This window comes from Parafrankia elaeagni (genome assembly GCF_000374165.1).
Classification (GTDB): Bacteria; Actinomycetota; Actinomycetes; order Frankiales; family Frankiaceae; genus Parafrankia; species Parafrankia elaeagni.
In genome coordinates, this window is the sequence record NZ_KB893741.1 from 1 (window position 1) to 23,994 (window position 23,994).

A 23,994-nucleotide genomic window follows, 5' to 3' on the forward strand; every position below is an offset into this window, starting at 1 on the left:
CTACACGCCGCGGAAGCGGTTGATGGCGGTGAGGTGACGAGCCCGCATCTGCTCATCCCGCACCCCCAGCCCCTCCTCCGGCGCCAGACACAGCACACCGACCTTCCCCTGATGCGCGTTGCGGTGCACATCGAACGCCGCCTGCCCCGTCTGCTCCAACGGATACACCCGCGACAACGTCGGATGGATCAACCCCCGCGCCACCAGCCGGTTCGCCTCCCACGCCTCCCGGTAGTTCGCGAAATGCGTCCCGATAATCCTCTTCAGATTCATCCACAGATACCGGTTGTCGTACTCATGCAGAAACCCACTCGTCGACGCGCACGTCACCACCGTCCCCCCACGCCGCGCCACGAACACCGACGCCCCGAACGTCTCCCGCCCCGGATGCTCGAACACGATGTCCGGATCCTCACCCCCCGTCAGCTCCCGGATCCGCGCCCCGAACCGCTTCCACTCCCGCGGATCCTGCGTCCGCTCGTCCGACCAGAACCGATACCCCTCCGCCGCCCGATCGATCACCAGCTCCGCACCCAACGACCGACAGATCTCCGCCTTCGCCGGCGACGACACCACACACACCGGCAACGCCCCACCCCGCAACGCCATCTGCGTCGCATACGACCCCAACCCCCCCGACGCCCCCCACACCAACACCACATCCCCCTGCTTCATCCCCGCACCGTTACGCGACACCAGCTGCCGATACGCCGTCGAGTTCACCAGCCCCGGCGCCGCCGCCTCCTCCCAACTCAGATGATCAGGCTTCGGCATCAACTGGTTCGCCTTCACCAACGCCAGCTCCGCGAGACCACCGAAATTCGTCTCGAACCCCCAGATCCGCTGCTCCGGATCCAGCATCGTGTCGTTGTGACCCTCGGGCCGCTCCAACTCCACCGACAGACAGTGCGCCACCACCTCATCCCCCGGGAACCACGCATGCACCCCCGGCCCCGTCCGCAACACCACACCCGCCAGATCCGACCCCACCACGTGATACGGCAGATCATGCCGCGCAGCCAACGGCGACGTCCGCCCATACCGCTCCAGGAACCCGAACGTCGACAACGGCTCGAAAATCGACGTCCACACCGTGTTGTAGTTCACCGACGACGCCATCACCGCCACCAACGCCTCACCCGGCCCCAGCTCCGGCGTCGCCACCTCGTCCACATGCAACGACTCCCGCGGATCCTTGTCCCGCGACACCCGCCCCTCGAACATCCCCACCTCGTCACGCCGCACCACCACACCCCGGTACGACTCCGGAACCGGCAACGCGGCGAACTCCGCCCGCCGCTGCGCCGACCGCGGCGAACCGGCCATGATCGCATCAACCAGCTGCTTCATCTTCGAGCTACCTCCGGCTGTGATCGGGGGACGAGCGACGGTCCGCCGCCGGCCGGCTCTGCGGACCCGCAGGTCGGCGGGCCGGCTGAACTGAGGGGTGTCGGCGTGCCGCGCGACGCGATAGAACTTCTGGGACAACCTTGGAGCCTCGGCGCGCGTCAGACCTGTTGTGACCGCGCCCATGACAGTCGTGGAAGGGTGGCGACCCGTGCCTGCGCGGAGCGACGCCGCCCGTAGCGCAGTCGCGCGCGACGCCGACGCCGCTCTGACGGCCCTGTACTCCGAGCACTACCGATCCCTCGTCCGTCTCGCCGCGCTGCTGCTGGATGACGTCGGTCTGTGTGAGGAGGTCGTGCAGGACGCCTACATCCGGGTGCACGGAGCCTGGGGTCGGCTCCAGGACCGGGACAAGGCCCTCGCCTACCTCCGTCAGACGGTGGTCAATCTCGCACGATCGACCCTCCGTCGTCGACTGGTTGCTCTGAAGCACGCTCCCAAGCCGATGCCCGACGCCGCGAGCGCGGAGGAGGGGGCCTACTCTCTGGTCGAGCGGGCCGCGGTGGTGCAGGCGCTGCGCGAGCTGCCCAGACGTCAACGAGAGGCGGTCGTGCTCCGCTACTACGCGGACATGTCGGAGGCCGATGCCGCCGCGGTCATGGGATGCAGTGTCGGGTCGGTCAAGGCCTACACCTCGCGTGGGCTGACGGCCCTGAGCGGCAAGCTGGAGGGCCTGCGGTGAATGGCGGGCTCGAACCGGAGGAGCTGACCCGGCTTCTGCGGGCGGCGGTGGAGCCTGTGCGCGCGTCCCCGGACGCGCTGCACCGCATCCGGGCCGGAGTGGAGCATCGTGCCTGGTGGCGGGTGCCGCTGGCGGCTACCGGCGGGGTCGCGATGGCGGCGCTGATCGTCCTGGCCTTCATGGCGATCCGGCCGCAGTCGTCCTCCTCGGAGCAGACGGTCGAGCCGGCGGCGCCGCCGCTGGTGGCCTCCGTGATCCCGGAGTCGAGTCGGCCGGTGGCCTCCTCGTCACCGGACCGCGGTGGCACGGGCAGCGGCGGCCAGGGCTCGGGCGGCACCACGCCCCGGACCACGACAGCCCCCCCGGCCACGACCACGCCGAGCACCCCGGCCACCCCCGGGACGTCCACTCCGAGCGCGAGCGCGACGACCGGGCCGGGTGGCTCCGGCTCGCTGGACCTGCCGAGCCCGGTCAACCGCCCCGCCGGTGTGAACGACCTGGACGGCGACGGCGCCCCGGACCAGGTCCGGATCAATGGCACCAAGGTGGAGGTGGTGTTCTCCCGCGGGGGCTCCGACTCCGTCGACCTGGCCGGTCTGCAGCTCCCCGCCTCCTACGCGGTCGTGGACGCCAACGTCGACGGGTTCGCCGACATCCTGGTCCGCACGGCGAGCCGTGACGGCGTCGCCGACTACACCCTGCTGCGCTACGCCGCCCGGGGCGACCTCGCGCAGGCCACGCTCGCGCCCGGCCTGCGCCTCGCGGCCGGGTCGACGGGCACCTCCGGCTCCGGTTTCCGCTGCGACGAGAACGGGCTGCGGATCATCGCGGGTACGTCGTCGGACGGCGCCGAGTTCCAGATCGTCACGACGGCCGTCCAGATCACGCCGGACGGGGTGGTCCCCACCGGAGCGCCGGTTCCCGGCCAGCTGACCGTCACGAGTGCCAACTCCCCGTTCATCGCGGCCTGCGGCACCTTCTCCTGATCCCGCGGAGCCGGTCCGGGCTCCGTGGGGGGATGTTCGTCACATCGGTGCCGCCAGGCCCCCTTCTGACGGTCTGCGACCCCGGCGCGGGAACCAAGATCACGTTATTGTGGCTGGGAGAGATTTCTGTTTACCCCCCACCCGGCAGGCCGCGGTGCGAGCCCGACAGGGTCTGCGCACCACGGGGAAACCGTGGCGGGCCGGTACCGCGTGAACCGGTACCCGTGATCCCGAGGAGGCGTCCATGCCTGGTTCTGTCATCGTGGCCGGTGCCCGCACCCCCGTCGGCAAGCTCTCCGGCGCCCTCAAGGGCTTCACCGCGGTCGAGCTCGGCGGCATCGCCATCGCGGGCGCGCTGAAGCGGGCCGGGCTGTCCCCCGAGGCGGTCCAGTACGTGATCATGGGTCAGGTGATCCAGGCCGGTACCGGTCAGGCATCCGCCCGGCATGCCGCCGCGAAGGCCGGCGTGCCGCTGACCGTGCCGGCCATGACGCTCAACAAGGTCTGCCTGTCCGGCCTGAACGCCATCGCGCTCGCCGACGCCTACATCAACCAGGGTGAGTTCGACATCGTCGTCGCCGGCGGCATGGAGTCGATGACCCGCGCGCCGCACCTCATCCCGGCACTGCGCCCGGGCGTGAAGTACGGCGACACCACCGTCACCGACTCCATCGCGGCCGACGCGCTGACCTGCGGGTTCGACCAGGTCTCGATGGGCACCGTCACCGACGAGTACAACGCCCGCTACGGCATCACGCGCGCCGAGCAGGACGAGTTCAGCGCCCTGTCGCACCAGCGGGCCGCCGCCGCGGCGAAGAACGGGCTGTTCGAGAACGAGATCGTGCCGGTCGAGGTGCCGCAGCGCCGCGGTAAGCCGATCATCGTCAGCGCCGACGAGGGCGTCCGCGGCGACACCACCGCGGAGGGCCTGGCGAAGCTGCGCGCCGCCTTCCGGGACGGCGGGACGATCACCGCCGGCAACGCCTCCCAGATCTCCGACGGTGCCGCCGCGGTGATCGTCATGAGCCGGGCCAAGGCCGAGGAGCTGGGCCTGCCGATCCTGGCCGAGATCGGTCACGCCGGCTACGTCGCCGGCCCGGACAACTCCCTGCAGTCGCAGCCGGCCGAGGCGATCAAGGCCGCCCTGGCCAAGGAGAAGCTCACCCCGGCAGACCTCGACCTCGTCGAGATCAACGAGGCGTTCGCCGCGGTCGGCATCCAGTCGATCCGCGAGCTGGGGATCAGCCCCGACATCACCAACGTCAACGGCGGCGCGATCGCGGTGGGGCACCCGGTCGGCATGTCCGGGGCCCGCATCGCCCTGGCCCTGGTGCTGGAGCTGGCGCGCCGCGGCGGCGGTGTCGGCGCGGCCGCGCTGTGCGGCGGTGGCGGCCAGGGCGACGCCCTGGTGCTGCGCGTCCCGGCGTGAGCACCGGCTCCGCCGGGGTGAGGCCAGCGGTGCGGGAGGGCGATTCTCGCCGGTGGCCCGCCCGCCCCGGCCCGGCGGAGCTCACCGCCGCCGCGCTGGCGGGTGACCGCCGCGCGGTGGCCCGGCTGATCTCGCTCGTCGAGCACGAGTCCGCCGCTCTTCGGGAGGTCGGCGCTCTGCTCGCCCCGCACACAGGCCGTGCCCGGGTCGTCGGGCTGACCGGCGCGCCCGGAGTGGGCAAGTCGACGTCGACGTCCGCCCTGGTCGGCGCGTACCGGGCGCAGGGCCTGCGGGTCGGGGTGCTCGCGATCGACCCCAGCTCGCCGTTCACCGGCGGGGCGCTGCTCGGCGACCGGGTGCGGATGGTCGAGCACGCCACCGATCCCGGCGTCTTCGTCCGGTCGCTGGCGACCCGGGGCAGCCTCGGGGGGCTGTCCTGGGCCACGCCGCAGGCGCTGCGCGTGCTCGACGCCGCCGGCTTCGACATCGTGCTGGTCGAGACCGTCGGGGTCGGCCAGGCGGAGGTGGACATCGCCTCGCTCGCCGACACCACGCTGGTGCTGATCGCGCCGGGAATGGGTGACGGCATCCAGGCGGCCAAGGCCGGGATCATGGAGATCGCCGACCTGCTGGTCGTCAACAAGGCGGACCGGCCGGGGGCCGACCACACCTGCCGCGATCTCGCGGCTGCCGTCCGGATGTCCGGGTCGGACTCCCGCGCGGACACCGCGCCCGGCGCCCGGGACGGCTGGCGGCCCGAGGTGCTGCGGCTGGAGGCGGTCACCGGGCAGGGCCTGCCCGAGCTGGTGGCGGCGATCGGTCGCCACCACGCCTGGCTGGAGGAGAGCGGAGAGCTGGCCCGCCGCCGGCTGCGGCGGGCCGGCGAGGAGATCTCCCAGATCGCCCTGGCCGGGCTACGCGCCCGCCTCGGGGCCCTCGACGACGGCGGACACCTGGCCCGCCTGGCCGAGGCGGTGGCCGAGGGCCGGCTCGATCCCTACACAGCCGCCGACACGCTGCTGAGCGAGCTGCCCCGGTCCAGGACCGTCGACAGCTGACCGCCGCCCCTCAGCGGGCCCCACAGCCCCTTTCAGGGCGCAAGCAGGACCAGCCGCGGGGCGCGCCCCCGTTCGAGCGGCCGTCCGGCTCAGGAGGCGGTGAGCTGGGAGGTGGCGGCGACCAGCGTCGTGACGTCCAGGGGCATGCCGAGCACGTGGGCGGCGCCCGCGCGGCGTAGGCGGGTCCACTCGTCCGGGTCGGCATCCGAGGTCAGGACGAACGCCGGCACCATGCCGGCCACCGGGTCCGCGGCGAGGCGGGGGAGCAGGTCGACCGCGGCGACGTCCGGCATGTCCCGGTCGAGCAGCACCAGCGACGGGCGGGCCCGCCGGATGGCCTCGACCGCCAGCGCCCCGCGCGGCACGCTGATCGTGTCCGCCCCCAGCGCGCTCGCCAGGGTGTCGGTCACCAGCTCGCGCAGCCCCGGATCACCGCTGACGTGGACCACCCGCAGGCCACCCGGCTCGAGCTGCCCCTCGCCGGCGGGTTCGCCCGCGTCGTCCTCACTCTCACTGTGGTCGTAACGGATGTCCACCGCGTCGAGGACCACCGCGAACACGCTGCCCACCCCGGGCCGGCTGGCCACGGTCAGCACGCCGCCCATCGCCGTCACCAGCGCGTGCGAGAGGGCCAGGCCGAGGCCGCTGCCCTCGACCCCGGTCTCCTCCGCCCCGAGGCGCTCGAACGGGCGGAACAGCCGGGACAGCGAGGCCGGCGACAGCCCGACCCCGTCGTCCTCCACCTCGATGCGCAGGCGTGAGCCCGTCACCGGGACGATGCCGACCCGGACGTTCCCGCCCTCCCGGCCGTACTTCAGCGCGTTGCCGATCAGATTGAGCAGCACCTGCCACAGCCGGCGGCGGTCCGCGTCCGCGATCAGCGGCCGGGCGGGATGGATGATCCGCCGGATGCCGCGCCGCTGGGCCAGCGGCTCGACCAGCTCCACCACGCCCTGGACGATGTCCAGGACGTTCACCGGGCCCTTGTTGATGTCACCCCGCCCGGCGCGCAGCCGGGCCAGGTCCAGGACGTCGTCGATGAGGGCCTGCATGTGCCGGCCGCCGGTGATGATGCGCTCGACGTCCTCGTGCAGGTCGGGCGTCAGCTCCTCGAGCTCCATGAGCTGGGCGAAGCCGAGCATGGCGTTGAGCGGCGTGCGCAGCTCGTGGCCGAGCCGGGCGACGAACTCGTCCTTCGACCGCGACTCGGCCTCGGCGGCGCCGCGCGCGCGGGCGTCGACGGTGTCGCGGGCGACGATGACGATGCCGCCGGCCGGGTCCAGCCTGGCCGTCACCGCGTACGGCGCCACGATGCCGGCACCGTCCACCAGCCAGACGGTGCCCCGCCACACCCCGCCGCGCGTCAGCGCCTGGGACACCGGGCTGGCGAGCTCCGTCCGGCAGGTGGGCTCGACCACGTCGGAGAGCTCGTGCAGATGCGGTGCCGCACCGACGCGCTCTCCCAGGAAGGCGCGCGCACCGGCGCTCAGCTCCCGGACACGCCCGTCCGAACCGACGATCACCACCAGGTCCGTCAGCGTCTCGAGGAGGGTAGTCAGCCCCACCTAGACCTCGTCTGTCTCGTCATAAAACTGCATCCACCCCACGGCGGGTCATGGTAGGGCGTACCGTCTGCGGACGTTGTCCCGGGTTTGGCTCGGACGGGTTGATTCACGCGTCCCGTTTACATCTGGTGACATCATCGTCGCGCAGGTGGTGCCCCAGGTGGGAGAGCGCCACCCGGTCGGGCCACAGCGGGACCGCACCGGCGGAGCCGTCCCGCGTGGTACGCCTGTCGCATGCTTGTTGCCTTCAGCGTCACTCCCATCGGGGCCGGCGAGGGTGTCGCGGCCGCTGTCGCCGAGGCCGTCCGGATCGTGCGCGACTCGGGCCTCCCCAACGAGACCAACGCGATGTTCACGCTGGTCGAGGGCGAATGGGCCGAGGTCATGGACGTCGTGCGGCGGGCGGCCGAGGCCGCCGCGGCCGGCGGCGGGCGGGTCAGCCTGGTGCTGAAGGCCGACATCCGGCCCGGCGTCACCGACGCGCTGCACGACAAGGTGGCCAGCATCGAACGGCACCTTTCGGGCGGCTGAAAGGGCGCCTGGACGGGCGGTTGACCGGTCGGCCGGGGCCCACCCGGCCCGCGCCTGGCCCGTCCTGTCGGGGTAAGCCGGGGGTACGGCGGGGGTTCCTGCCGGGCGGCTGGTCACCCGGCGGAGCGCCCGTGCACTCGGCCGCGTGAGGGCCACGCGGGAAAAAGTCGACCGGTGGCGCCCGAGGTTCATCCGCCGGGTGTAACGATGGAACCATGCAGCGGAGGTCACCTGTCCCCCCCGGCTCGCCGCGCAGGGGCGGGCCGGGCCGAATGCCCGAGTCACTCGGCGGTCTGCGGCTGGCCGGCGCCGTGCCCCTCGATCCCAAGCCCGCCGCACCGCCGCCACCGGCGGGGCGTCCCGGCGCCCCCCCGGCGGGCGGGCCGGGCGGCTCCGGCGGCCAGCCGGGCGTCGCCACCGGTCCCGTCGCCACCGGTCCCGTCGTCATCGATGTGACGGAGGCGACGTTCACCACCGAGGTGGTGGACCGGTCCATGGAGGTGCCGGTCGTCCTCGACTTCTGGGCGGAGTGGTGCGGGCCGTGTAAGCAGCTCAGCCCGGTGCTGGAGCGTCTCGCGGTGGCCGACGGCGGCCGGTGGATCCTCGCCAAGATCGACGTGGACGCCAATCCCGGTCTCGCGCAGGCCGCCCAGGTGCAGGGCATCCCGGCGGTCAAGGCCGTCGTCGGCGGCCGGATCGTCGGCGAGTTCACCGGCGCGGTGCCTGAGCGCGAGGTCCGCGGCTGGCTCGACCAGCTGCTCAGCGCGGTCGGCGAGCTCGGTGGCGCGGCGGCGGGAGCGGAGCCGCCGCCGCACCTCGCCGCCGCCCAGGATGCGATGGCCCAGGGCGACCTGGACGCGGCGGCCGAGGCCTTCCGGGCTCAGCTGGCCGAGTCACCCGCCGATCCCGAGGCGACCATCGGGCTGGCCCGGGTCGAGCTGCTGCGCCGGGTCGGTGGTTACGACACGGCCTGGCTGCGGGAGCGGCTGGCCGCGGATCCGTTCGACGTGGAGGCCGGGCTGGCGGTGGCCGACCTGACGGTTGCCCAGGGCGACCCGGCCACGGCCTTCGGCCGGCTGGTGGAGCTGGTCCGCCGCACCTCCGGGGACGACCGGGAGAAGGTGCGCGCCCACCTGGTCGGGCTCTTCCAGGCGCTGGGCGACGACGAGCCCGCGGTCGCCCCGGCTCGGCGGGCGCTCGCCGCGGCCCTGTTCTGAGCCACCGGGTTCTGTTCTGAGCCACCGCGTTCCGAGCCGCCGGGCCGGCGGTCTTTCCCCGCGTGACCGGCAGTCACGCGAAACGCCCCCGGCCCTGCCCCCGCCCGTCAGCCGTCACGACTGGCGGGCAGGGGGCAGGGCCGGGGGTGCCGATCTGACCGGCGTGGTCTGTCAGTCGCCTGAGACGGTGGTGGGAGGCGCCGACGGCTCCTCCGGCTCGTAACGGAACCAGAGCGTGCCGAGCGGCGGCAGCGCCAGCGTCGCCGAGGCCGGCAGGCCGTGCGACGGTTCCGGCACCGCGGTCACCGCACCGAAGTTGCCCATGCCGCCGCCGCCGTACTCGGTGGCGTCGGTGTTGAGCACCTCCCGCCAGCGGCCCGCGAACGGGAAGCCGAGCCGGTAGTCGACGTGGCCCACGCCGGCGAAGTTCGTCACGCAGGCCAGCACCTGGTTGCCGTGTCCCGACCAGCGGGCGAACGCGAAGACGTTGCTCTCCGCGTCGTTCGCGTCGATCCAGGAGAAGCCGCTGGGGTCGGTGTCACGTTCCCACAGCGTCGGATTCGCCTGGTAGGTGTGGTTGAGGTCCTGGACGAGACGGGCGATCCCGGCGTGCCCCGGGTCGTCCAGCAGGTGCCAGTCGAGGGTGGTGCCCTCGTTCCACTCGTTGTCCTGGCCGAACTCGCAGCCCATGAACAGCAGCTGCTTGCCCGGGTGGGCCCACATGTAGCCGTACAGGCACCGCAGGTTCGCCAGCTGCGCCCGCCGGTCGCCCGGCATCCGGCGCAGCAGCGAGCCCTTGCCGTGCACGACCTCGTCGTGGCTGAACGGCAGAATGAAGTTCTCGGAGTAGGCGTACATCATCGAGAACGTCATCTGGTGGTGGTGGTAGGTGCGGAAGACCGGCGCCCGGGACGTGTAGTCGAGGGTGTCGTGCATCCAGCCCATGTTCCACTTGAACCCGAAGCCGAGGCCGCCGAGATGGGTCGGGCGGGTCACCCCCGGCCAGGCCGTGGACTCCTCGGCGATCATCATGGCGCCGGGCACCACCCGGTAGACGGTGGCGTTGACCTCCTGCAGGAACTCGACGGCCTCCAGGTTCTCCCGGCCGCCGTGCCGGTTCGGCGTCCACTCGCCGGAGGGGCGGGAGTAGTCCAGGTAGAGCATCGAGGCGACCGCGTCGACCCGCAGCGCGTCGACGTGGAACTCCTCCAGCCAGTACAGCGCGTTGGCGACCAGGAAGTTGCGCACCTCGCGCCGGCCGAAGTCGAACACGTAGGTGCCCCAGTCGGGCTGCTCGCCGCGGCGGGGGTCGGGGTGCTCGTAGAGCGGGGTGCCGTCGAAGCGGGCGAGTGCGAAGGCGTCCCGCGGGAAGTGGGCGGGCACCCAGTCGACGATCACGCCGATGCCCGCGAGATGCAGGGCGTCGATGAGGAAGCGCAGATCGTCCGGACTCCCGAAGCGGGACGTCGGAGCGTAGTAGGAGGTGACCTGGTAGCCCCAGGAGCCGCCGAACGGATGCTCGGCGACCGGGAGGAACTCGACGTGGGTGAAGCCGTTCTCCACGAGGTACTCGACGAGCTGCTCGGCGAGTTCCCGGTAGCTCAGGCCGCGCCGCCACGAGCCGAGGTGGACCTCGTAGACGCTGACCGGCGAGGCGTGCCAGGCGGTGCTCGCCCGGCGCTGCAGCCAGGCCGCGTCCTGCCAGGTGTGGTCCGACTCGTGCACCACGCTGGCGGTGGCCGGTGGGCGTTCGGTGGCGAAGGCCATCGGGTCGGCCTTCTGCCGCCAGACGCTGTCGGCGCCGAGGATCTCGTACTTGTAACGGGTGCCCACGCCGACGCCGGGCACGAACAGCTCCCAGACGCCGGACATCCCCAGCACCCGCATCGGCAGCGCGCGGCCGTCCCAGAAGTCGAAGTCGCCGATCACGCGCACGCCCCGGGCGTTCGGCGCCCAGACGGCGAAGCTGACCCCGGCCACCTCGACGTCGCTCCCGGGCGCGCGCAGACGGCGCACCTGCGCGCCGAGGACCGTCCAGAGCTGCTCGTGCCGGCCCTCGCCGATCAGGTGCAGGTCGACCTCGCCGAGGGTCGGCGCGTGGCGGTACGGATCGTCGACGAGGTGGGTGGAGTCCGGGTAGGTCACCTCGAACCGGTAGTCGGGGACGCCGCCGTCGGAGGTGCGGCTGGGCAGCGCGACGCCGAAGATCCCGCCACTGTGCAGCCGGGCCATGGGGTGACGCTCGCCGTCCACGAGCACGTCGACGGACGTCGCGTCGGGGCGCAGCGCGCGCAGCACCGTCCACGCTCCGCCGGGGTGCGGCCCGAGGATGCCGTGCGGGTTGTGGTGCGCGCCGCCGACAAGGCGGTCCAGCTCCTCCCGCGGCAGGTCGGCCGAGGGCGCGCCGGCCGGTGACGCCGCGGCGGCCGGCGCGCGCGTGCCGGCGGGGTCGGCCCGGTGGGCCGGGTCGGCGGAGTCGGCCGGGCCGGGCCGGTCCGCGACCGCGGTGTCGGCGAATCTCGTCAGGCGCACCGCGTCCGGGAGCCCGTTCACGGACCCGGCCCGCCCGATGTCGCGGGGATCGTCCACTACGGCCACCTGTCCCTCTCTCGTCGTCAGGGCCTCGTCATCGATGACCCCTCCCGCCCGGGCGCCGCGGGCGCCGCCGCGGTCACCACCGTGCCCGCCGCCGCGACACCCCGCCCGACGGGCTACAGCGCGCCCTCATCCGACGCCCGCAGAGCCGGCTTGGCGCGTTGCTGTTCAGGGTCGCCGGTGAGCCGCGCCACCGAACGCAGCGGGATGCCGATCCAGCCGGGCCGGTGGCGTGCCTCGTACAGCACCTCGTACACGGCCTTGTCCAGCTCGAAGGCGCTCAGCAGGGCACCCTCGTCGCGCGGGTCGGTGCCGGAGCGGGCGCCGTAGCCGCGGCAGAACGCGTCCCGGTTGCGGTCGGCCCACTCCAGCGCGCGGTAGGCCAGTGCCGGCTCGTCCTGGCGCTCGAGCAACATCGACTGGGCGGCGTAGTCGAACGACCGGAGCATGCCGGCGACGTCCCGCAGCGGGGACTCGAGCACGGTGCGCTCGGGTACCGGCCGGGCCGGCTCGCCCTCGAAGTCGAACAGCACCCACCCGGACTCGACCCGCAGCACCTGCCCGAGGTGCAGGTCGCCGTGGATGCGCTGGAACGGCGCCGGATGCTCGATGCCGCGGACGGCGTCGTAGGCGGTCCGCAGCGCCGTCTCGAACGGCGCCAGCTCGGTCACCGCGGCCAGTGCGCCGTCGAGCCGCTGGTGCAGGTAGTCGGCGACCGCGCCGAGGGTGGCGGCGTCGGCCGGTCGGGTCGGCAGTGCGCCCGCCAGGTCGCGGTGGACCTGGGCGGTGGCGGCGCCGAGGCGCTCGGCCTCGGCGGCGAAGTCACCGCCGACCTCGTCGGCGTGCAGATCGCCCTCGGCGTACAGATCGCGCACGCTGGCCAGGGCCAACAGCCAGCCCTCGGCACCGGTGCGCAGGTAGTCCTGCATGAAGGCGAAGGTGGTCGGGATGCCGGAGAGCTGCCCGCTCAGCCAGGCGACCGGGCGCGCCACGTGACCGCTGCCAGCCCGAGCCAGCACCTGGGTGATCTCCAGGTCCGGGTTCATCCCGGGCCACAGCCGGCGGAACACCTTCAGGATGTAGGCCTCGCCGTACACGACCGAGGTGTTCGACTGCTCCGCGCCGACCGGGCGGGCGGTGAGGTCCTCCAGGGTCTCCACCGCGGTCGCGGTCAGGCCCTCGCGGCTCGCGCCGCGCCGCAGGTAGGTCAGCAGGGCGGCGTTGCCGTCGGCGTCGCGCAGGCCGTCGTAGACCATGCCGCCCGCCGACTCGCCGATCAGGAAGCCTTCGTGGCCGAACGGGGAGTCGCCCCGGATCACCACCGGGACCTGGTAGTAGTCGCCGGGCCCGCCGTCGTCGTAGCTGACCTGGATCACGAGCAGGCGCAGCACGGCCTTCGCCTGCGAGTCCAGTGTGAGCCGGATGTCCTGTTCGACGCGCAGCCGCCCGCCGGCCCGGCCCTTGCCCGCGAACCATCGCTGCCGGGGCAGCCAGTCCGAGAGCAGGGCCGTGAGCTCGGAGTGGTCCGTCATGCTCGACCTCCCTGCGCGTCGCTGCCGCTGCCGCGTCGTCGTCGGCGCGGCCTTCCGGCCACCGCTCGGGCGGGACCGATGTGCCGCGCGATCCGTGCGTGAGCGTGTGGGCCGGCAGACCTCATCGTGACGGCGGCCCACACGAAGATCAAGGTGTGGCCGCCGACCGCCTAAGTCGTGAACTCCCCCGAACTGGTCAGTGCGAACCAGTAATGGCCGTGCCCGGGCAAAGTCAGCAGATACGGCAGCTCGCCGACCGGCGGAAAATGGACCCGGCCGAGCAGCTCGACGGGCACCAGCCCGGTGAACCGCCGCAGATCGAGTTCGACGGGCTGCGCGAACCGGGAGAGGTTCGCGACGCACAGCACCCGGTCGTCACCGAACTCGCGGACGAAGGCGAACACCGACGGGTTCGATGCTCCGAGCTCCTCGTAGGTGCCCAGCCCGAACACGGGGTGCCGCTTGCGGACCTCGATCATCCGCTTCGTCCAGGACAGGAACGAGGTCGACATGCGCTGCTCGGCCTCGACGTTCAGCGCCTGGTAGCCGTACACCGGATCCATGATCACCGGCAGGTACAGCCGGGCCGGGTCGGTGGTCGAGAACCCGGCGTTGCGGTCCGGGGACCACTGCATCGGGGTGCGCACACCATCCCGGTCGCCGAGGTAGATGTTGTCGCCCATGCCGATCTCGTCGCCGTAGTACAGCACCGGGCTGCCGGGGAGCGAGAGCAGCAGGGCGGTGAACAGCTCCATCTGGTCGCGGCTGTTGTCCAGCAGCGGGGCGAGCCGGCGGCGGATCCCGATGTTCGCCTTCATACGCGGGTCCTTCGCGTACTCGGCGTACATGTAGTCCCGCTCCTCGTCGGTGACCATCTCCAGGGTCAGCTCGTCGTGGTTGCGCAGGAAGATTCCCCACTGGCAGTTCGGGGGGATCTCCGGGGTCTGCGCCAGGATCTCCGAGATCGGGTAGCGCGACTCCCGGCGCACCGCCATGAAGATGCGCGGCATCAGCGGGAAGTGGAACGCCATGTGGCACTCGTCGTCGTTGCCGAAGTACTGCACGACGTCCGACGGCCACTGGTTCGCCTCGGCCAGCATGACCCGGTCGGCGTACTTGGCGTCGATCTCCTTGCGGACCCGGCGCAGGTACTCGTGGGTCTCCGGCAGGTTCTCCCCGTTCGTGCCCTCGCGCACGTACAGGTAGGGCACGGCGTCCAGCCGGAAGCCGTCGAGGCCGAGGTCGAGCCAGAAGCGCAGGACCTCCAGCATCGCCTCCTGGACGTCCGGGTTGTCATAGTTGAGGTCGGGCTGGTGGGAGAAGAAGCGGTGCCAGTAGTACTGGCCGCGCACCGGGTCCCAGGTCCAGTTCGACTTCTCCGTGTCGACGAAGATGATCCGGGCGTCCGGGTACTTCTCGTCGGTGTCGGACCAGACGTAGAAGTCCCCGTAGGGTCCGTCCGGGTCCGAGCGGGAGGCCTGGAACCAGGGGTGTTCGTCCGAGGTGTGGTTCATCACCAGATCGGCGATGATCCGGATGCCGCGCTTGTGCGCCTCGTCGACGAGGTTCACGAAGTCACCCAGGTCGCCGAACTCCGGCAGGATCTGGAAGTAGTCGGCGATGTCGTAGCCGCCGTCGCGCAGCGGCGAGGAGTAGATCGGCAGCAGCCACATGCAGTCGACGCCGAGCCACTCCAGGTAGTCCAGTTTGCTGACCAGCCCGCGCAGGTCGCCTGTGCCGTCGCCGTTGGAGTCGGCGAAGCCTCGTACCAGGACCTCGTAGAACACCGCCCGCTTGAACCACTGCGGGTCGTGCGGGGTGACCGGCGGGCCCGGGTCGGCCCCGTCGGTTCTCGCCGCGGCGGGAACCGACGGCAGGCGCAGGGCCTCCTCGGTGAAGGGCTCCGCGGCGCTCACGGCAAGCGTCGCACGGTCAGCACGTGGGCGGGCTCGCTCGGCTCCAGGCGGACGTAGTTGTCCCGGCCCCACCGGTAGGTGGCGCCCGTGATCTCGTCGTGCGCCTCGAAGGCGTCGCCCCAGTCGAGGCCGAGGGAGGGCATGTCCAGTCGCACCGTGGTCTCCCGGGCCGTATGCGGGTCAAGACTGACGACGACGATCACCAGGTCGTCGCCGGGGCCGAGGCGGTCGGAGGCGGGCGTGGTGGTGGTGGTGGCCAGGCCCGCCGCGGCCGTCACGGCCGGGGCGAGCGTCGGATCCGCGGCGTTGGCCGCGGCCGACGCCGCGGCGGTGAGCCGCTTCGAGAACACCATGATCTCGGGCGCGTCCGACTGGTGGATCCGCAGGTTGTGGAGCCAGTGCAGGGCCGGGTGAGCGCGCCGGATCTGGTTCAGCCGGGTGAGGTACGGCGCGAGCGAGCGGCCGGCCCGCTCGGCGCCGGCCCAGTCCCGCGGCCGGTACTGGTACTTCTCCGAGTCGAGGTACTCCTCGCTGCCGGCCCGCACCGGGTCGTTCTCGTACAGCTCGTACCCCGCGTACACCCCCCAGGTGGGGGAGAGCATGGCCGCGAGCACGGCGCGGATCCGGAACGCGGCGGGCCCGCCGCGCTGGAGGTACTCCGGCAGGATGTCCGGCGTGTTGACGAAGAAGTTCGGCCGCATGTAGTGGGCCGAGTCGACCAGCTCCCGCGCGTACTCCTCCAGCTCCGGGCGTTCGTTGCGCCAGGTGAAGTAGGTGTACGACTGGGTGAAGCCGACCTTGGCGAGGCTGTGCATCATCGCGGGCCGGGTGAACGCCTCCGCGAGGAACAGGACGTCCGGCTCGGTCGACTTGACCTGGCCGATGAGCCACTCCCAGAACTCGACCGGCTTGGTGTGAGGATTGTCGACGCGGAAGATGCGCACGCCGCGGGCGGTCCAGAAGCGGACCACGCGCAGGATCTCGTGGTAAATCCCGATCGGATCCGCGTCGAAGTTCAGGGGGTAAATATCCTGATACTTCTTTGGCGGATTCTCCGCGTAGGCGATGGAGCCGTCGCTGCGGACGACAAACCATTCCGGATGGTGCTTGGCCCAGGGATGGTCCGGAGCGCACTGCAGCGCCAGGTCGAGCGCCACCTCCATGCCGAGGGACCGGGCCCGCGCGACGAAGAGGTCGAAATCGTCCAGTGTTCCCAGGTCGGGGTGCACGGCGTCATGGCCGCCGTGCACACTCCCGATGGCCCACGGCGAACCGGGGTCGTCGGGGCCGGTGACGAGCGTGTTGTTGGGGCCCTTGCGGTTCACCTCGCCGATCGGGTGGATCGGCGGCAGGTAGACCACGTCGAAGCCCATCGCCGCGACGGCGGGCAGCCGCTCGGTGGCAGTCAGGAACGTCCCCGAGCGCGGCGGGTCCAGGCTGGCCCCCTCCGAGCGGGGGAAGAGCTCGTACCAGCTGCCGTACAGCGCCCGCTTCCGATCGACCCAGACGCGGTACAGCGGTGAGCGGGTGACCAGCTCACGCAGCGGGTGGGCGTCCAGCAGGACGGCCAGTTCCCGCGCGCAGGCCAGGGCGATGCGCTCGTGCGGGTCGGTGCGGCTGTCGTCGCGCAGGGCCGCCACCGCCCGGGCGACCTCGGCCCGCCGCGACTCCGGGACACCGGGCAGCGCACGGAGGAGCAGCCGGGCACCGTCCTCGAAGTCCACTGCGAGCTCGTCGACGGACTGGCCGGCACCGACCTTGAGCTCGATGCCGTGGCGCCAGGTGGCGACGGGGTCGGCCCAGGCCTCGACCCGAAAGCCCCACAGGCCCTCGCGGCCCATGACGAGATCGGTCTCGTAACGGTCCGTGCCCGCACCAGTCATGATCATCCGCGTGAACGGAGCACCCTGACCGTCGGGCCCGGAAAAGACGACATTTGCTCCGATCAGGTCGTGACCTTCACGGAAGACCGTCGCGCTGACGGTGAGGGTTTCGCCCTCTACCGCCCGCGACGGCCACTGGCCACAGGAGACGACCGGGCGCACGTCGGAGATGACAACCCGGCCTACTGAACGTCCGATCATCATGGGGACCTTATCCAGACGAACCACGACTCAATGGTCGACCCTGCACATGGCGTTCGATGACACCGCCACGTGAACTGCATGCAACCACCGGATGGGTCTGCGTTGTTTCCACGGTGTGTCTGGCTGTGCTGTCCGGATGGTTACGGTCCTGACCGATGTTCCCGGCTTGCCGGGGTCGTTAACCCTCCGCCGTCGATATTGCTTGCGTTGATCTTGTTGGGTGACTGGTGGGCGGCTGGCGCGGGCCGCGTCGAGGCCGTCGCGATCCGCCCCGGCGTCCATTTCTGACGGTGTGCCCATCGGGCCGGCGGTGTCACTCCGCAGTCGGGCGATGTGTCGGCGGCGTGACAGACCTTCTGGGCATCGACGGACCTTCGGTGGTGGCACGCTCCTCGATCAGGGAACTTCGTCGAGCTGTCGTTCGTCTCGCTGGGCACGGAACTGTCGCACAGGAACTGCTGAACACCCACACTCATCGGCTGGCGCACCGGAGCGCAACCGCACCGGGCCGGGCGATGCACCGCACGGGAGGCGTGGCCGGGGCTGTGGCAAGGGGACAGTACGGCCGCCGGGGCCGCCGCCCTCGGGCGTGTTCGCCGTGTTCGCCGTGTTCGCGTCGCCCGGGGCCGCCCGCTCGGCCTCGCCGTGCCCCGACCGGTGCGCGGCGGGCCGCCCGTGTGACATCCGTGGGCACTCCGCGTGCCGGCGTGGGTGGGCGGCGGGCACTCCGGGCCCGCGTGGGGCCTTCGGCGTGAAGTGTGACGCAGTAGGCTGCCGCCGCCCGTACGCCCGGGTGGCGGGGCCTGTGTACGACCGGTCCGGTCCGGTCTGGCCGCGGGGGCGGCCGGGCGGCGGCCGGGAGAGGTGGGGAGCCTGACGCACCTGTCCGGTGAGCCCTGTGTGCGGCTCGCCTGACAGGCGGCGGGCCGGCACCAGCCCGGCCCGCCGATGATCTGAACCCCCGAACCGGACATCACCCTGAACATCGACCCTGAACATCGAAACTGGAGGAGCAGTGGGAGTCAGCCTTAGCAAGGGCGGCAACGTTTCGCTGACCAAGGAGGCGCCCGGTCTCACCGCCATCGTCGTCGGTCTCGGCTGGGACGTGCGGACGACCACCGGCGACGACTTCGACCTGGACGCCAGCGCCATCGCGTGCCGGGCCGACGGCAAGGTCGTCTCGGACGGGCACTTCATCTTCTTCAACAACCTGAAGAGCCCGGAGGGTGCCATCGAGCACCAGGGCGACAACCTGACCGGCGAGGGCGAGGGCGACGACGAGAAGATCAACGTCAGCCTCGTGGGTCTGCCGGCCGACGTCGACAAGATCGTTTTCCCGGTCTCGATCTACGACGCGGACAACCGCTCGCAGAGCTTCGGCCAGGTGCGTAACGCCTTCATCCGGGTGGTGAACGCGGCGAACCAGTCCGAGATCGCGCGCTACGACCTGACCGAGGACGCCTCGACCGAGACCGCCATGGTCTTCGGCGAGGTCTACCGGCACGGGGCGGAGTGGAAGTTCCGCGCGGTAGGCCAAGGCTATGCCTCGGGTCTCTCCGGCATCGCCCGCGACTACGGGGTCAACGTCTGAGCTGTCCGCCGGTCGCGGGGCCCGTGCGGGCCGTGCTGTCGTGCGGTGCTATCCCGGGGCGTGCCCGGCTCGGGGTGGCACCGGCAGCGGCACGGGCCGCACGTCGGCGTCCGTCGCGGCACACAGGTGCGTGCCAGGATGTGATCTCGCCGTCTCCGCGGCGGTCGGAGCAGACCAGAGCCGGCTTCCGTCAGATTTCGGTCGTATCCCCCGGGACCGCGGCTTAATACGATGCGCTCGACCACACGGCCGGCACAGTCCGGTGAACCGGACCCGATGTCCGGCGACAGCGCGGTGATGTGTGAGTGGTGGGGCCGGTACGGACCGCGGTCCCCGCTGCGAACGCCTGTCGGAGCATCGCGAGCCGGTCCGGGAGGTGTTTCCCAGCAGTGCACACACTTCGGATCTTTGGCTGGTCGATCGCGATCACAGTGATCGGCATCGCCGCCGCGGGCGTGATCGGCGGCGCCGACGCCGCGGCGATCGTCGCGATTCTGGCCGTTCTGGAGATCAGCCTCTCGTTCGACAACGCTGTGATCAACGCGACGATTCTCCGCCGGATGAGCGAGTTCTGGCAGCGGATCTTCCTGAGCGTTGGCATCATCATCGCGGTCTTCGGCATGCGGCTGGTGTTCCCCATCGCGATCGTGGCGCTGACCGCGCACCTGAGCCCGGTGGAGGTCTTCGATCTCGCGTTGAACGACGAGGCCGAGTACGCAGCCCGGCTGCACGAGGCGCATCCCTCGATCGCGGCGTTCGGCGGAATCTTCCTCTTCATGATTTTTCTGGACTTCATGTTCGACCCCGAGCGTGACATCCAGTGGCTGAAGCAGCTGGAGGAGCCCTTCCGCCGGGCCGGGCAGCTCGCCGTGCTGCCTGTCGTGACCGGGCTGGTCGCGTTGCTGGTCGTCGCCGAGGGCTTCTCGGGCGATCACACCCAGCAGGTGCTGACGGCCGGTGTCGCCGGTCTGGCCACGTACCTGGGCGTACGCGGGCTGGGCGAGTTCTTCGAATCCCGCGGGGTCGGCGCCGAAGTGGACGAGGACGCGAACGGCGAGGCCGGAGAGAGCGGCGCGGGTGACCCGCCGCAGCGCCGGAGTGGTACTCCCGACCTGGTGCTCGCCACCGGCCGGGCCGCCTTCTTCCTGTTCCTCTACCTGGAGGTGATCGACGCCTCGTTCTCGTTCGACGGTGTCGTCGGCGCCTTCGCGATCTCGCAGAACATCTTTATCATCGCGGTCGGTCTCGGTATCGGCGCGATGTACATCCGGTCGGTCACGGTGTTCCTGGTCCGGCGTGGAACGCTGGGCGAGTACATCTATCTCGAGCACGGGGCGCACTACGCGATCGGTGCGTTGGCCGTCATCCTGGCTGTCTCCATCGAGACCGAGGTGCACGAGATCGTCACCGGTCTGATCGGTGTCGGATTCATCGGGCTGGCGTTGCTGTCGTCGATCCGGTACCGCGCGACGCAGCGCAAGGCGGCAGGCGGTGGCACGAGTGCCGTCGACAGCGGGGACGGGGACGGGGAGGACGTATCCGCCGCGGCCGGCGACGGCGAGGAGAACGCGCCCGTCATCGGAACCCGGACCTGACGGACGAATCCGGACTGTTCGGTGCTTCCGCGCATGCCCCGCCGGCCCGTTCCCCCGGGTCCTGATTCCGTGGGGCCACCGTTCGGGATAATCAACGCCTGCCGTCGCTGACTGTTATCAGCTGTCGCCACACCCGCCAAACCGCGAAGGAGCGGATCATGGGAATCGACTACAACAAACGACCTGCGGCGCCGGCGGCCGGGCCTCCGGTTTCGCTGAGCAAGGTGACCCTGACCAAGACCGCGCCGAGCGTGTCGCTGAGCAAGCAGGGCGGCGGCGGTCGCCTGCACGTCAATCTCAACTGGGACCAGAACAACGCGGGTTCCGGCGGGGGCAAGAGCGGCTTCCTCAAGCGCGTGCTGAGCGCGGCGGGCGGCGGCGCCGACCTCGACCTCGCGTGCCTGTTCGAGCTGGCGGACGGCCGCTCCGGTGTTGTCCAGGCGCTGGGGAACGCGTTCGGCTCGTTCGACAACCCGCCCTACGTCCAGCTCGACGCCGACGACCGCACCGGTGCGACAGCGGGCGGCGAGAACCTGCACGTCAACCTGTCCCGCATCACGGAGATCCGTCGGCTGCTGGTTTTCGCCTTCATCTACGAGGGCGCCGCCTCGTTCGACCAGGCGAACGCCGTGGTGACCCTGACCCCGGCCCAGGGCGCGCCGATCGAGGTGCGCCTCGACGAGCGCGCCGGCGGTTCGCGGATGTGCGCGATCGCCCTGCTCACGAACACCGGCAACGACTTCACCGTCAGCCGCGAGGTTCGGTATGTGGGCGGCCACCGGGAGCTGGACACCGCCTACGGGTGGGGGCTGAACTGGTCCGCTGGCCGGAAGTGACCGGAAGGTCAGGACCGGGCCGGAGTTGAGCGGACCGCCCGAAGAGGGCAGGCTGTGCTCTGGACCGGGCGCACAGGCAACGACAGAACGGATCTGTGTCGGCTCGGGCCGCTCCCGTGACCCGGGCCGGGCCGACCCACCGGGATGATCCATCCAGTGCCGTCGCCTGCAGGGGAAGGGCGTTACTCCATGTTCCAGCCACGCCGTTCCTCCCGCGCGGGCCGTTCGGGCGCGGTTCCCGACCCGGCCGCGCAGGGCGCGGAGCAGGACGAGGCCAACTACCGTTGGTTCGCGCCGGACCCGGTGCCCGAGGTGGACGAGCCGCCGGGCACCGGGCCGGACGGACCTGACCGCGGTGACGCGGAGCAGTCTGGCCGCGGTCCCGCCTGGTACGACACGGAGGACGGGACGGATCCGGGCTCCGGCGGCCATCCACGTCCCCGGGGCTACGTCGTCGCGGTGCCGGTCACGCGCCGCCCGCGTGACCACGGATCGCGCGGCGGCGGTGACGGCCGCGGCGGTGACGGCGGCCGGGAGTCGCTGTTCGCGCCCGAGAGCTACGAACGTGCGGGGTACGGCCCGCCGGACCGCGGCGCTGGCGACCCGGAGGCCGACTTCCGCGCCGCGTACCCGGACGCGCCCTACGGGGTGCCGGCCGAGGAGTACCCCGCCGCCGGGTACCCGGCGGCCGAGGCGCGCGGTGGCGGCTACCAGGATTCCGGCTATCGGCTGCCGGCCGGGCCTGCCGGCGGGTACGGGACGGCCGGCCAGTTCGACCGGCCCGATTTGCCCGGCACCCGCGACCGCCGTGGTGACCCGCGGGCCGATCGCCTCGCCGAGGACCGCTCCGCGCCCGGCGGGTACGTCGAGGCCGATCGCTACGGTGAGACAGACGGTTATGCCGGGGGCAGCGGTTACGAGGGCGCCGGCGGTTACGAGGGCACCCGCGCCTACGGCGGCACCGACGGCGGATCCGGCGACCGTGACTACGGGACGGAGACCGCCGGCTACGGCGAGGCCGGTGGCTACGTCGCCACCGACGGCTATGCGGGCACCGACGGCTATGCGGGCACCGACGGCTATGCGGGTGCCGACGGCTATGCGGGTGCCGACGGGTACGCCGGCAAGGGCGATCGCGCGGGCGCGGGCGACTACCGCCCGGATGAGTACGCCTCCCCCAGGGAGTACACCGGCTCCGGCGACGGCGGCAGTCAGGGCGACGCCGGAGGGTACGAGAACGCAGGTGGCTACGCCGGCGACCGCGCCGGGCGGGGTGACTACCGCGCGCCGGCCGACTACGACCCGGCCGACTACGACCCGGCCGACAGCTACCAGGACGGCAGCGGCTACCAGACCGCCAACGGCGGCGACCGCGCACCCGGGTACGACCGTTCCGACGGGCCCGACCGCGCCGACGGCTACGAGAGCCGCGGCTATGACGACGCTGCTGCCCGCTTCGACCGCTCGGAGAGCCGGCGCCGGGCCGACCTGCCCGAGGGCTTCCGCTCGGCGGACCAGTACGACGCCACCGCGGTCAGCGCCGACGCCGAGTACCCGGACAGCGGCTACCCGGCCGACCCGGGGTTCGCCGGTCGCCCGGCGTACGGCCGGGCGGAGTACGGCGGCGCCGACTATCCGGATCCGGACGCTGATCCGGCCCCCTACCTGGACCCGCCCCGCCCCGACGCCGAGGTGTCGGGGCCGTCGGCCACCCCGGCCGGGCCAGCTGTCACGGACGGTGTGGCCAACGCTCCGAGCCTCCCCCCGCTGCCCGTCCAGAAGATCGACTTCTTCCGGCGTGACAGCCCGCCGACCTTCGACGCCGGTCCGCCGCCCACGGTGCAGGCGCCTCTCGAGGAGGAGCATGCCAGCGGCCACGCCGCCCGTACGGACGAGTTCGATCTGCTCGACTACGAGATTCTCGGAGGCGGCCCTTCGGGCCGGCACCGCGCCGACCCGATCGGTGACCCACGCGGCAGCGCCGAGGGCTCTGCGGGTGACGGCGGGGACGTCCCCGGGAGGGCCGAGGAGCGCGCCGCGGTCGGTCCGCCGGCACCGGGGCTGGTGGACGACCTGACCGGGCCGGGCCTGCCGGGCCTGCCGGGCGCGGTCGACCTCCCGGGCGGCACCCTCGACTCCGGCGCCTTTGCCGCGGGGACGTCCGATCCCCGGGCCGCGATCGGCGGGCTCGAGATGCCGGACGCGGCGGACATCGTCCCGGCGCTGCCGGGGGTGCGCGGCCCGGACGGCTCCGCGGCCGCGACGCCCGCCCCGGCCACCGACGCCGACCGGGGCGACCGGGCTGCGGAGGACGGTGCCGCCGCGGTGGCCGACCGGCTCGTGCTGGAGAGGCTCGCCGAAAGTGTGGACGAACTCGTCCGCCTGCGGCGGCATGACGCCGAGCTCGTCGACCGCCTGCACGCGGAGAACAGCCGCCTGCGCGGGGGCGAGCTGACCGAGGCGATGGCACCGCTGCTGCGCGGGCTTGTCCGGCTCTACGACCAGATGAGCAGTCTCGGGGGCGAGGACTCGCAGAGCGTCGCCGGCATCCTGCGCAAGCAGCTGCTCCAGATCCTCGACCTGGCGGCGGACGTCCGTCCGTTCACCCCGGAGGTCGGGGAGTCCTTCGACCCGGGCCGGTTCCTCGGGGTCCGGCGCGTCGCCACGGACGATCCGGAGCTCGCGGGGACGGTCGCCCGGACGGTCCGGCCCGGCTTCGTCCGGGGCGAGTCAACTGTCATCCGCCCGGCGGAGACCGAGGTGTACCGGGCGCGCTGACCCGCCCGATGACCACCGGATGGCCGTCCGGGGGACGGCCGGCTACAACGGCCTGCGGCGACCCCGTCATCATCATGAGGCAGATGCCGGCGGGAGTGACGCCGGCGGCGAGGCCGGCGATGAGTTCCCGCCGGCGGTGTGGGGGCGTCGCCGGCTGCGGGCCGTCGGTGGCAGCAGTCGTCAGCGGAA

General features: G+C 72.0%; 16 protein-coding genes. 10 read left to right on the forward strand and 6 right to left on the reverse strand.

Going from position 1 to position 23,994, the window contains the following annotated elements; translation table 11 throughout:
* Window positions 1-1,350: a crotonyl-CoA carboxylase/reductase gene (gene ccrA / locus B207_RS0121640; RefSeq protein ID WP_018638690.1), complete on the reverse strand. Its 1,350-nt coding sequence runs from the start codon at window positions 1,348-1,350 to the stop codon at window positions 1-3.
* A 181-nt stretch (window positions 1,351-1,531) separates the two neighbouring features.
* Between ccrA and B207_RS0121645 the strand changes: the two genes are divergently transcribed.
* From B207_RS0121645 to meaB, 4 genes are all read left to right on the forward strand, one after another.
* Window positions 1,532-2,089 carry a SigE family RNA polymerase sigma factor gene (locus B207_RS0121645; RefSeq protein WP_051102613.1) on the forward strand — a complete coding sequence of 186 codons (558 nt, stop codon included), beginning with the start codon at window positions 1,532-1,534 and terminating at the stop codon, window positions 2,087-2,089.
* A complete protein-coding gene (locus tag B207_RS39990; protein ID WP_026311304.1) occupies window positions 2,086-3,075 on the forward strand; it encodes an FG-GAP repeat domain-containing protein in 990 nt (329 codons plus the stop codon). The genes B207_RS0121645 and B207_RS39990 overlap by 4 nt, the downstream gene beginning before the upstream one ends.
* 244 nt (window positions 3,076-3,319) lie before the next feature.
* Window positions 3,320-4,504, forward strand: a complete 1,185-nt coding sequence (locus tag B207_RS0121655; protein ID WP_018638692.1) for an acetyl-CoA C-acetyltransferase — start codon at window positions 3,320-3,322, stop codon at window positions 4,502-4,504.
* Between the two features lie 29 nt (window positions 4,505-4,533).
* Window positions 4,534-5,562 (forward strand): methylmalonyl Co-A mutase-associated GTPase MeaB, encoded by a 1,029-nt coding sequence (meaB, locus tag B207_RS0121660; RefSeq protein ID WP_051102615.1) that lies wholly within the window; start codon window positions 4,534-4,536, stop codon window positions 5,560-5,562.
* A gap of 89 nt (window positions 5,563-5,651) precedes the next feature.
* Here the strand turns inward: meaB and B207_RS0121665 are convergent, their stop codons facing one another.
* Complete coding sequence (locus B207_RS0121665; RefSeq protein WP_018638694.1) at window positions 5,652-7,127, reverse strand: ATP-binding response regulator; 1,476 nt, start codon at window positions 7,125-7,127, stop codon at window positions 5,652-5,654.
* 234 nt (window positions 7,128-7,361) lie between these two features.
* On the opposite strand from B207_RS0121665, the gene B207_RS0121670 reads away from it, so the two are divergent.
* Together B207_RS0121670 and B207_RS0121675 are read left to right on the forward strand one after the other, a co-directional pair.
* A complete protein-coding gene (locus B207_RS0121670) occupies window positions 7,362-7,658 on the forward strand; it encodes a thiamine-binding protein (protein WP_018638695.1) in 297 nt (98 codons plus the stop codon).
* 272 nt (window positions 7,659-7,930) lie between these two features.
* Window positions 7,931-8,875, forward strand: a complete 945-nt coding sequence (locus B207_RS0121675) for a tetratricopeptide repeat protein (protein WP_018638696.1) — start codon at window positions 7,931-7,933, stop codon at window positions 8,873-8,875.
* Between the two features lie 171 nt (window positions 8,876-9,046).
* On the opposite strand, the gene glgB is transcribed toward B207_RS0121675, so the two are convergent.
* The 4 genes from glgB to B207_RS0121695 form a co-directional block, all read right to left on the reverse strand.
* The gene (glgB, locus tag B207_RS0121680) at window positions 9,047-11,464 is read right to left on the reverse strand and encodes a 1,4-alpha-glucan branching protein GlgB (RefSeq protein ID WP_018638697.1); all 2,418 of its coding nucleotides are present in this window, start codon (window positions 11,462-11,464) and stop codon (window positions 9,047-9,049) included.
* 122 nt (window positions 11,465-11,586) lie between these two features.
* On the reverse strand, window positions 11,587-13,002 hold the full coding sequence (locus tag B207_RS0121685) for a maltokinase N-terminal cap-like domain-containing protein (RefSeq protein ID WP_018638698.1): 1,416 nt from the start codon (window positions 13,000-13,002) through the stop codon (window positions 11,587-11,589).
* Window positions 13,003-13,172: 170 nt separating this feature from the next.
* The gene (gene treS, locus B207_RS0121690; RefSeq protein ID WP_018638699.1) at window positions 13,173-14,918 is read right to left on the reverse strand and encodes a maltose alpha-D-glucosyltransferase; all 1,746 of its coding nucleotides are present in this window, start codon (window positions 14,916-14,918) and stop codon (window positions 13,173-13,175) included.
* The gene (locus B207_RS0121695) at window positions 14,915-17,005 is read right to left on the reverse strand and encodes an alpha-1,4-glucan--maltose-1-phosphate maltosyltransferase (protein WP_018638700.1); all 2,091 of its coding nucleotides are present in this window, start codon (window positions 17,003-17,005) and stop codon (window positions 14,915-14,917) included. Before B207_RS0121695 ends, treS begins: the two co-directional genes overlap by 4 nt.
* Before the next feature lie 1,015 nt (window positions 17,006-18,020).
* Here B207_RS0121695 and B207_RS0121700 point away from each other — a divergent pair.
* From B207_RS0121700 to B207_RS41745, 4 genes are all read left to right on the forward strand, one after another.
* Entirely contained in the window at window positions 18,021-18,596 is a 576-nt protein-coding gene (locus B207_RS0121700) for a TerD family protein (protein WP_018638701.1), read from the forward strand.
* 389 nt (window positions 18,597-18,985) lie between these two features.
* Complete coding sequence (locus tag B207_RS0121705; protein ID WP_018638702.1) at window positions 18,986-20,191, forward strand: DUF475 domain-containing protein; 1,206 nt, start codon at window positions 18,986-18,988, stop codon at window positions 20,189-20,191.
* Window positions 20,192-20,349: 158 nt separating this feature from the next.
* On the forward strand, window positions 20,350-21,027 hold the full coding sequence (locus B207_RS0121710; protein WP_018638703.1) for a TerD family protein: 678 nt from the start codon (window positions 20,350-20,352) through the stop codon (window positions 21,025-21,027).
* A gap of 189 nt (window positions 21,028-21,216) precedes the next feature.
* A complete protein-coding gene (locus tag B207_RS41745; protein WP_051102614.1) occupies window positions 21,217-23,805 on the forward strand; it encodes a hypothetical protein in 2,589 nt (862 codons plus the stop codon).
* Window positions 23,806-23,994 lie beyond the last annotated feature (189 nt).

Excerpts from the sequence above, each read along its gene's own strand:
- ccrA (WP_018638690.1), bottom strand. The coding sequence starts at position 1,350 with ATGAAGCAGCTGGTTGATGCGATCATGGCCGGTTCGCCGCGGTCGGCG.
- B207_RS0121645 (WP_051102613.1), top strand. The coding sequence starts at position 1,532 with ATGACAGTCGTGGAAGGGTGGCGACCCGTGCCTGCGCGGAGCGACGCC.
- B207_RS0121655 (WP_018638692.1), top strand. The coding sequence starts at position 3,320 with ATGCCTGGTTCTGTCATCGTGGCCGGTGCCCGCACCCCCGTCGGCAAG.
- B207_RS0121670 (WP_018638695.1), top strand. The coding sequence starts at position 7,362 with ATGCTTGTTGCCTTCAGCGTCACTCCCATCGGGGCCGGCGAGGGTGTC.
- B207_RS0121675 (WP_018638696.1), top strand. The coding sequence starts at position 7,931 with ATGCCCGAGTCACTCGGCGGTCTGCGGCTGGCCGGCGCCGTGCCCCTC.
- B207_RS0121685 (WP_018638698.1), bottom strand. The coding sequence starts at position 13,002 with ATGACGGACCACTCCGAGCTCACGGCCCTGCTCTCGGACTGGCTGCCC.
- B207_RS0121695 (WP_018638700.1), bottom strand. The coding sequence starts at position 17,005 with ATGATGATCGGACGTTCAGTAGGCCGGGTTGTCATCTCCGACGTGCGC.
- B207_RS0121710 (WP_018638703.1), top strand. The coding sequence starts at position 20,350 with ATGGGAATCGACTACAACAAACGACCTGCGGCGCCGGCGGCCGGGCCT.
- B207_RS41745 (WP_051102614.1), top strand. The coding sequence starts at position 21,217 with ATGTTCCAGCCACGCCGTTCCTCCCGCGCGGGCCGTTCGGGCGCGGTT.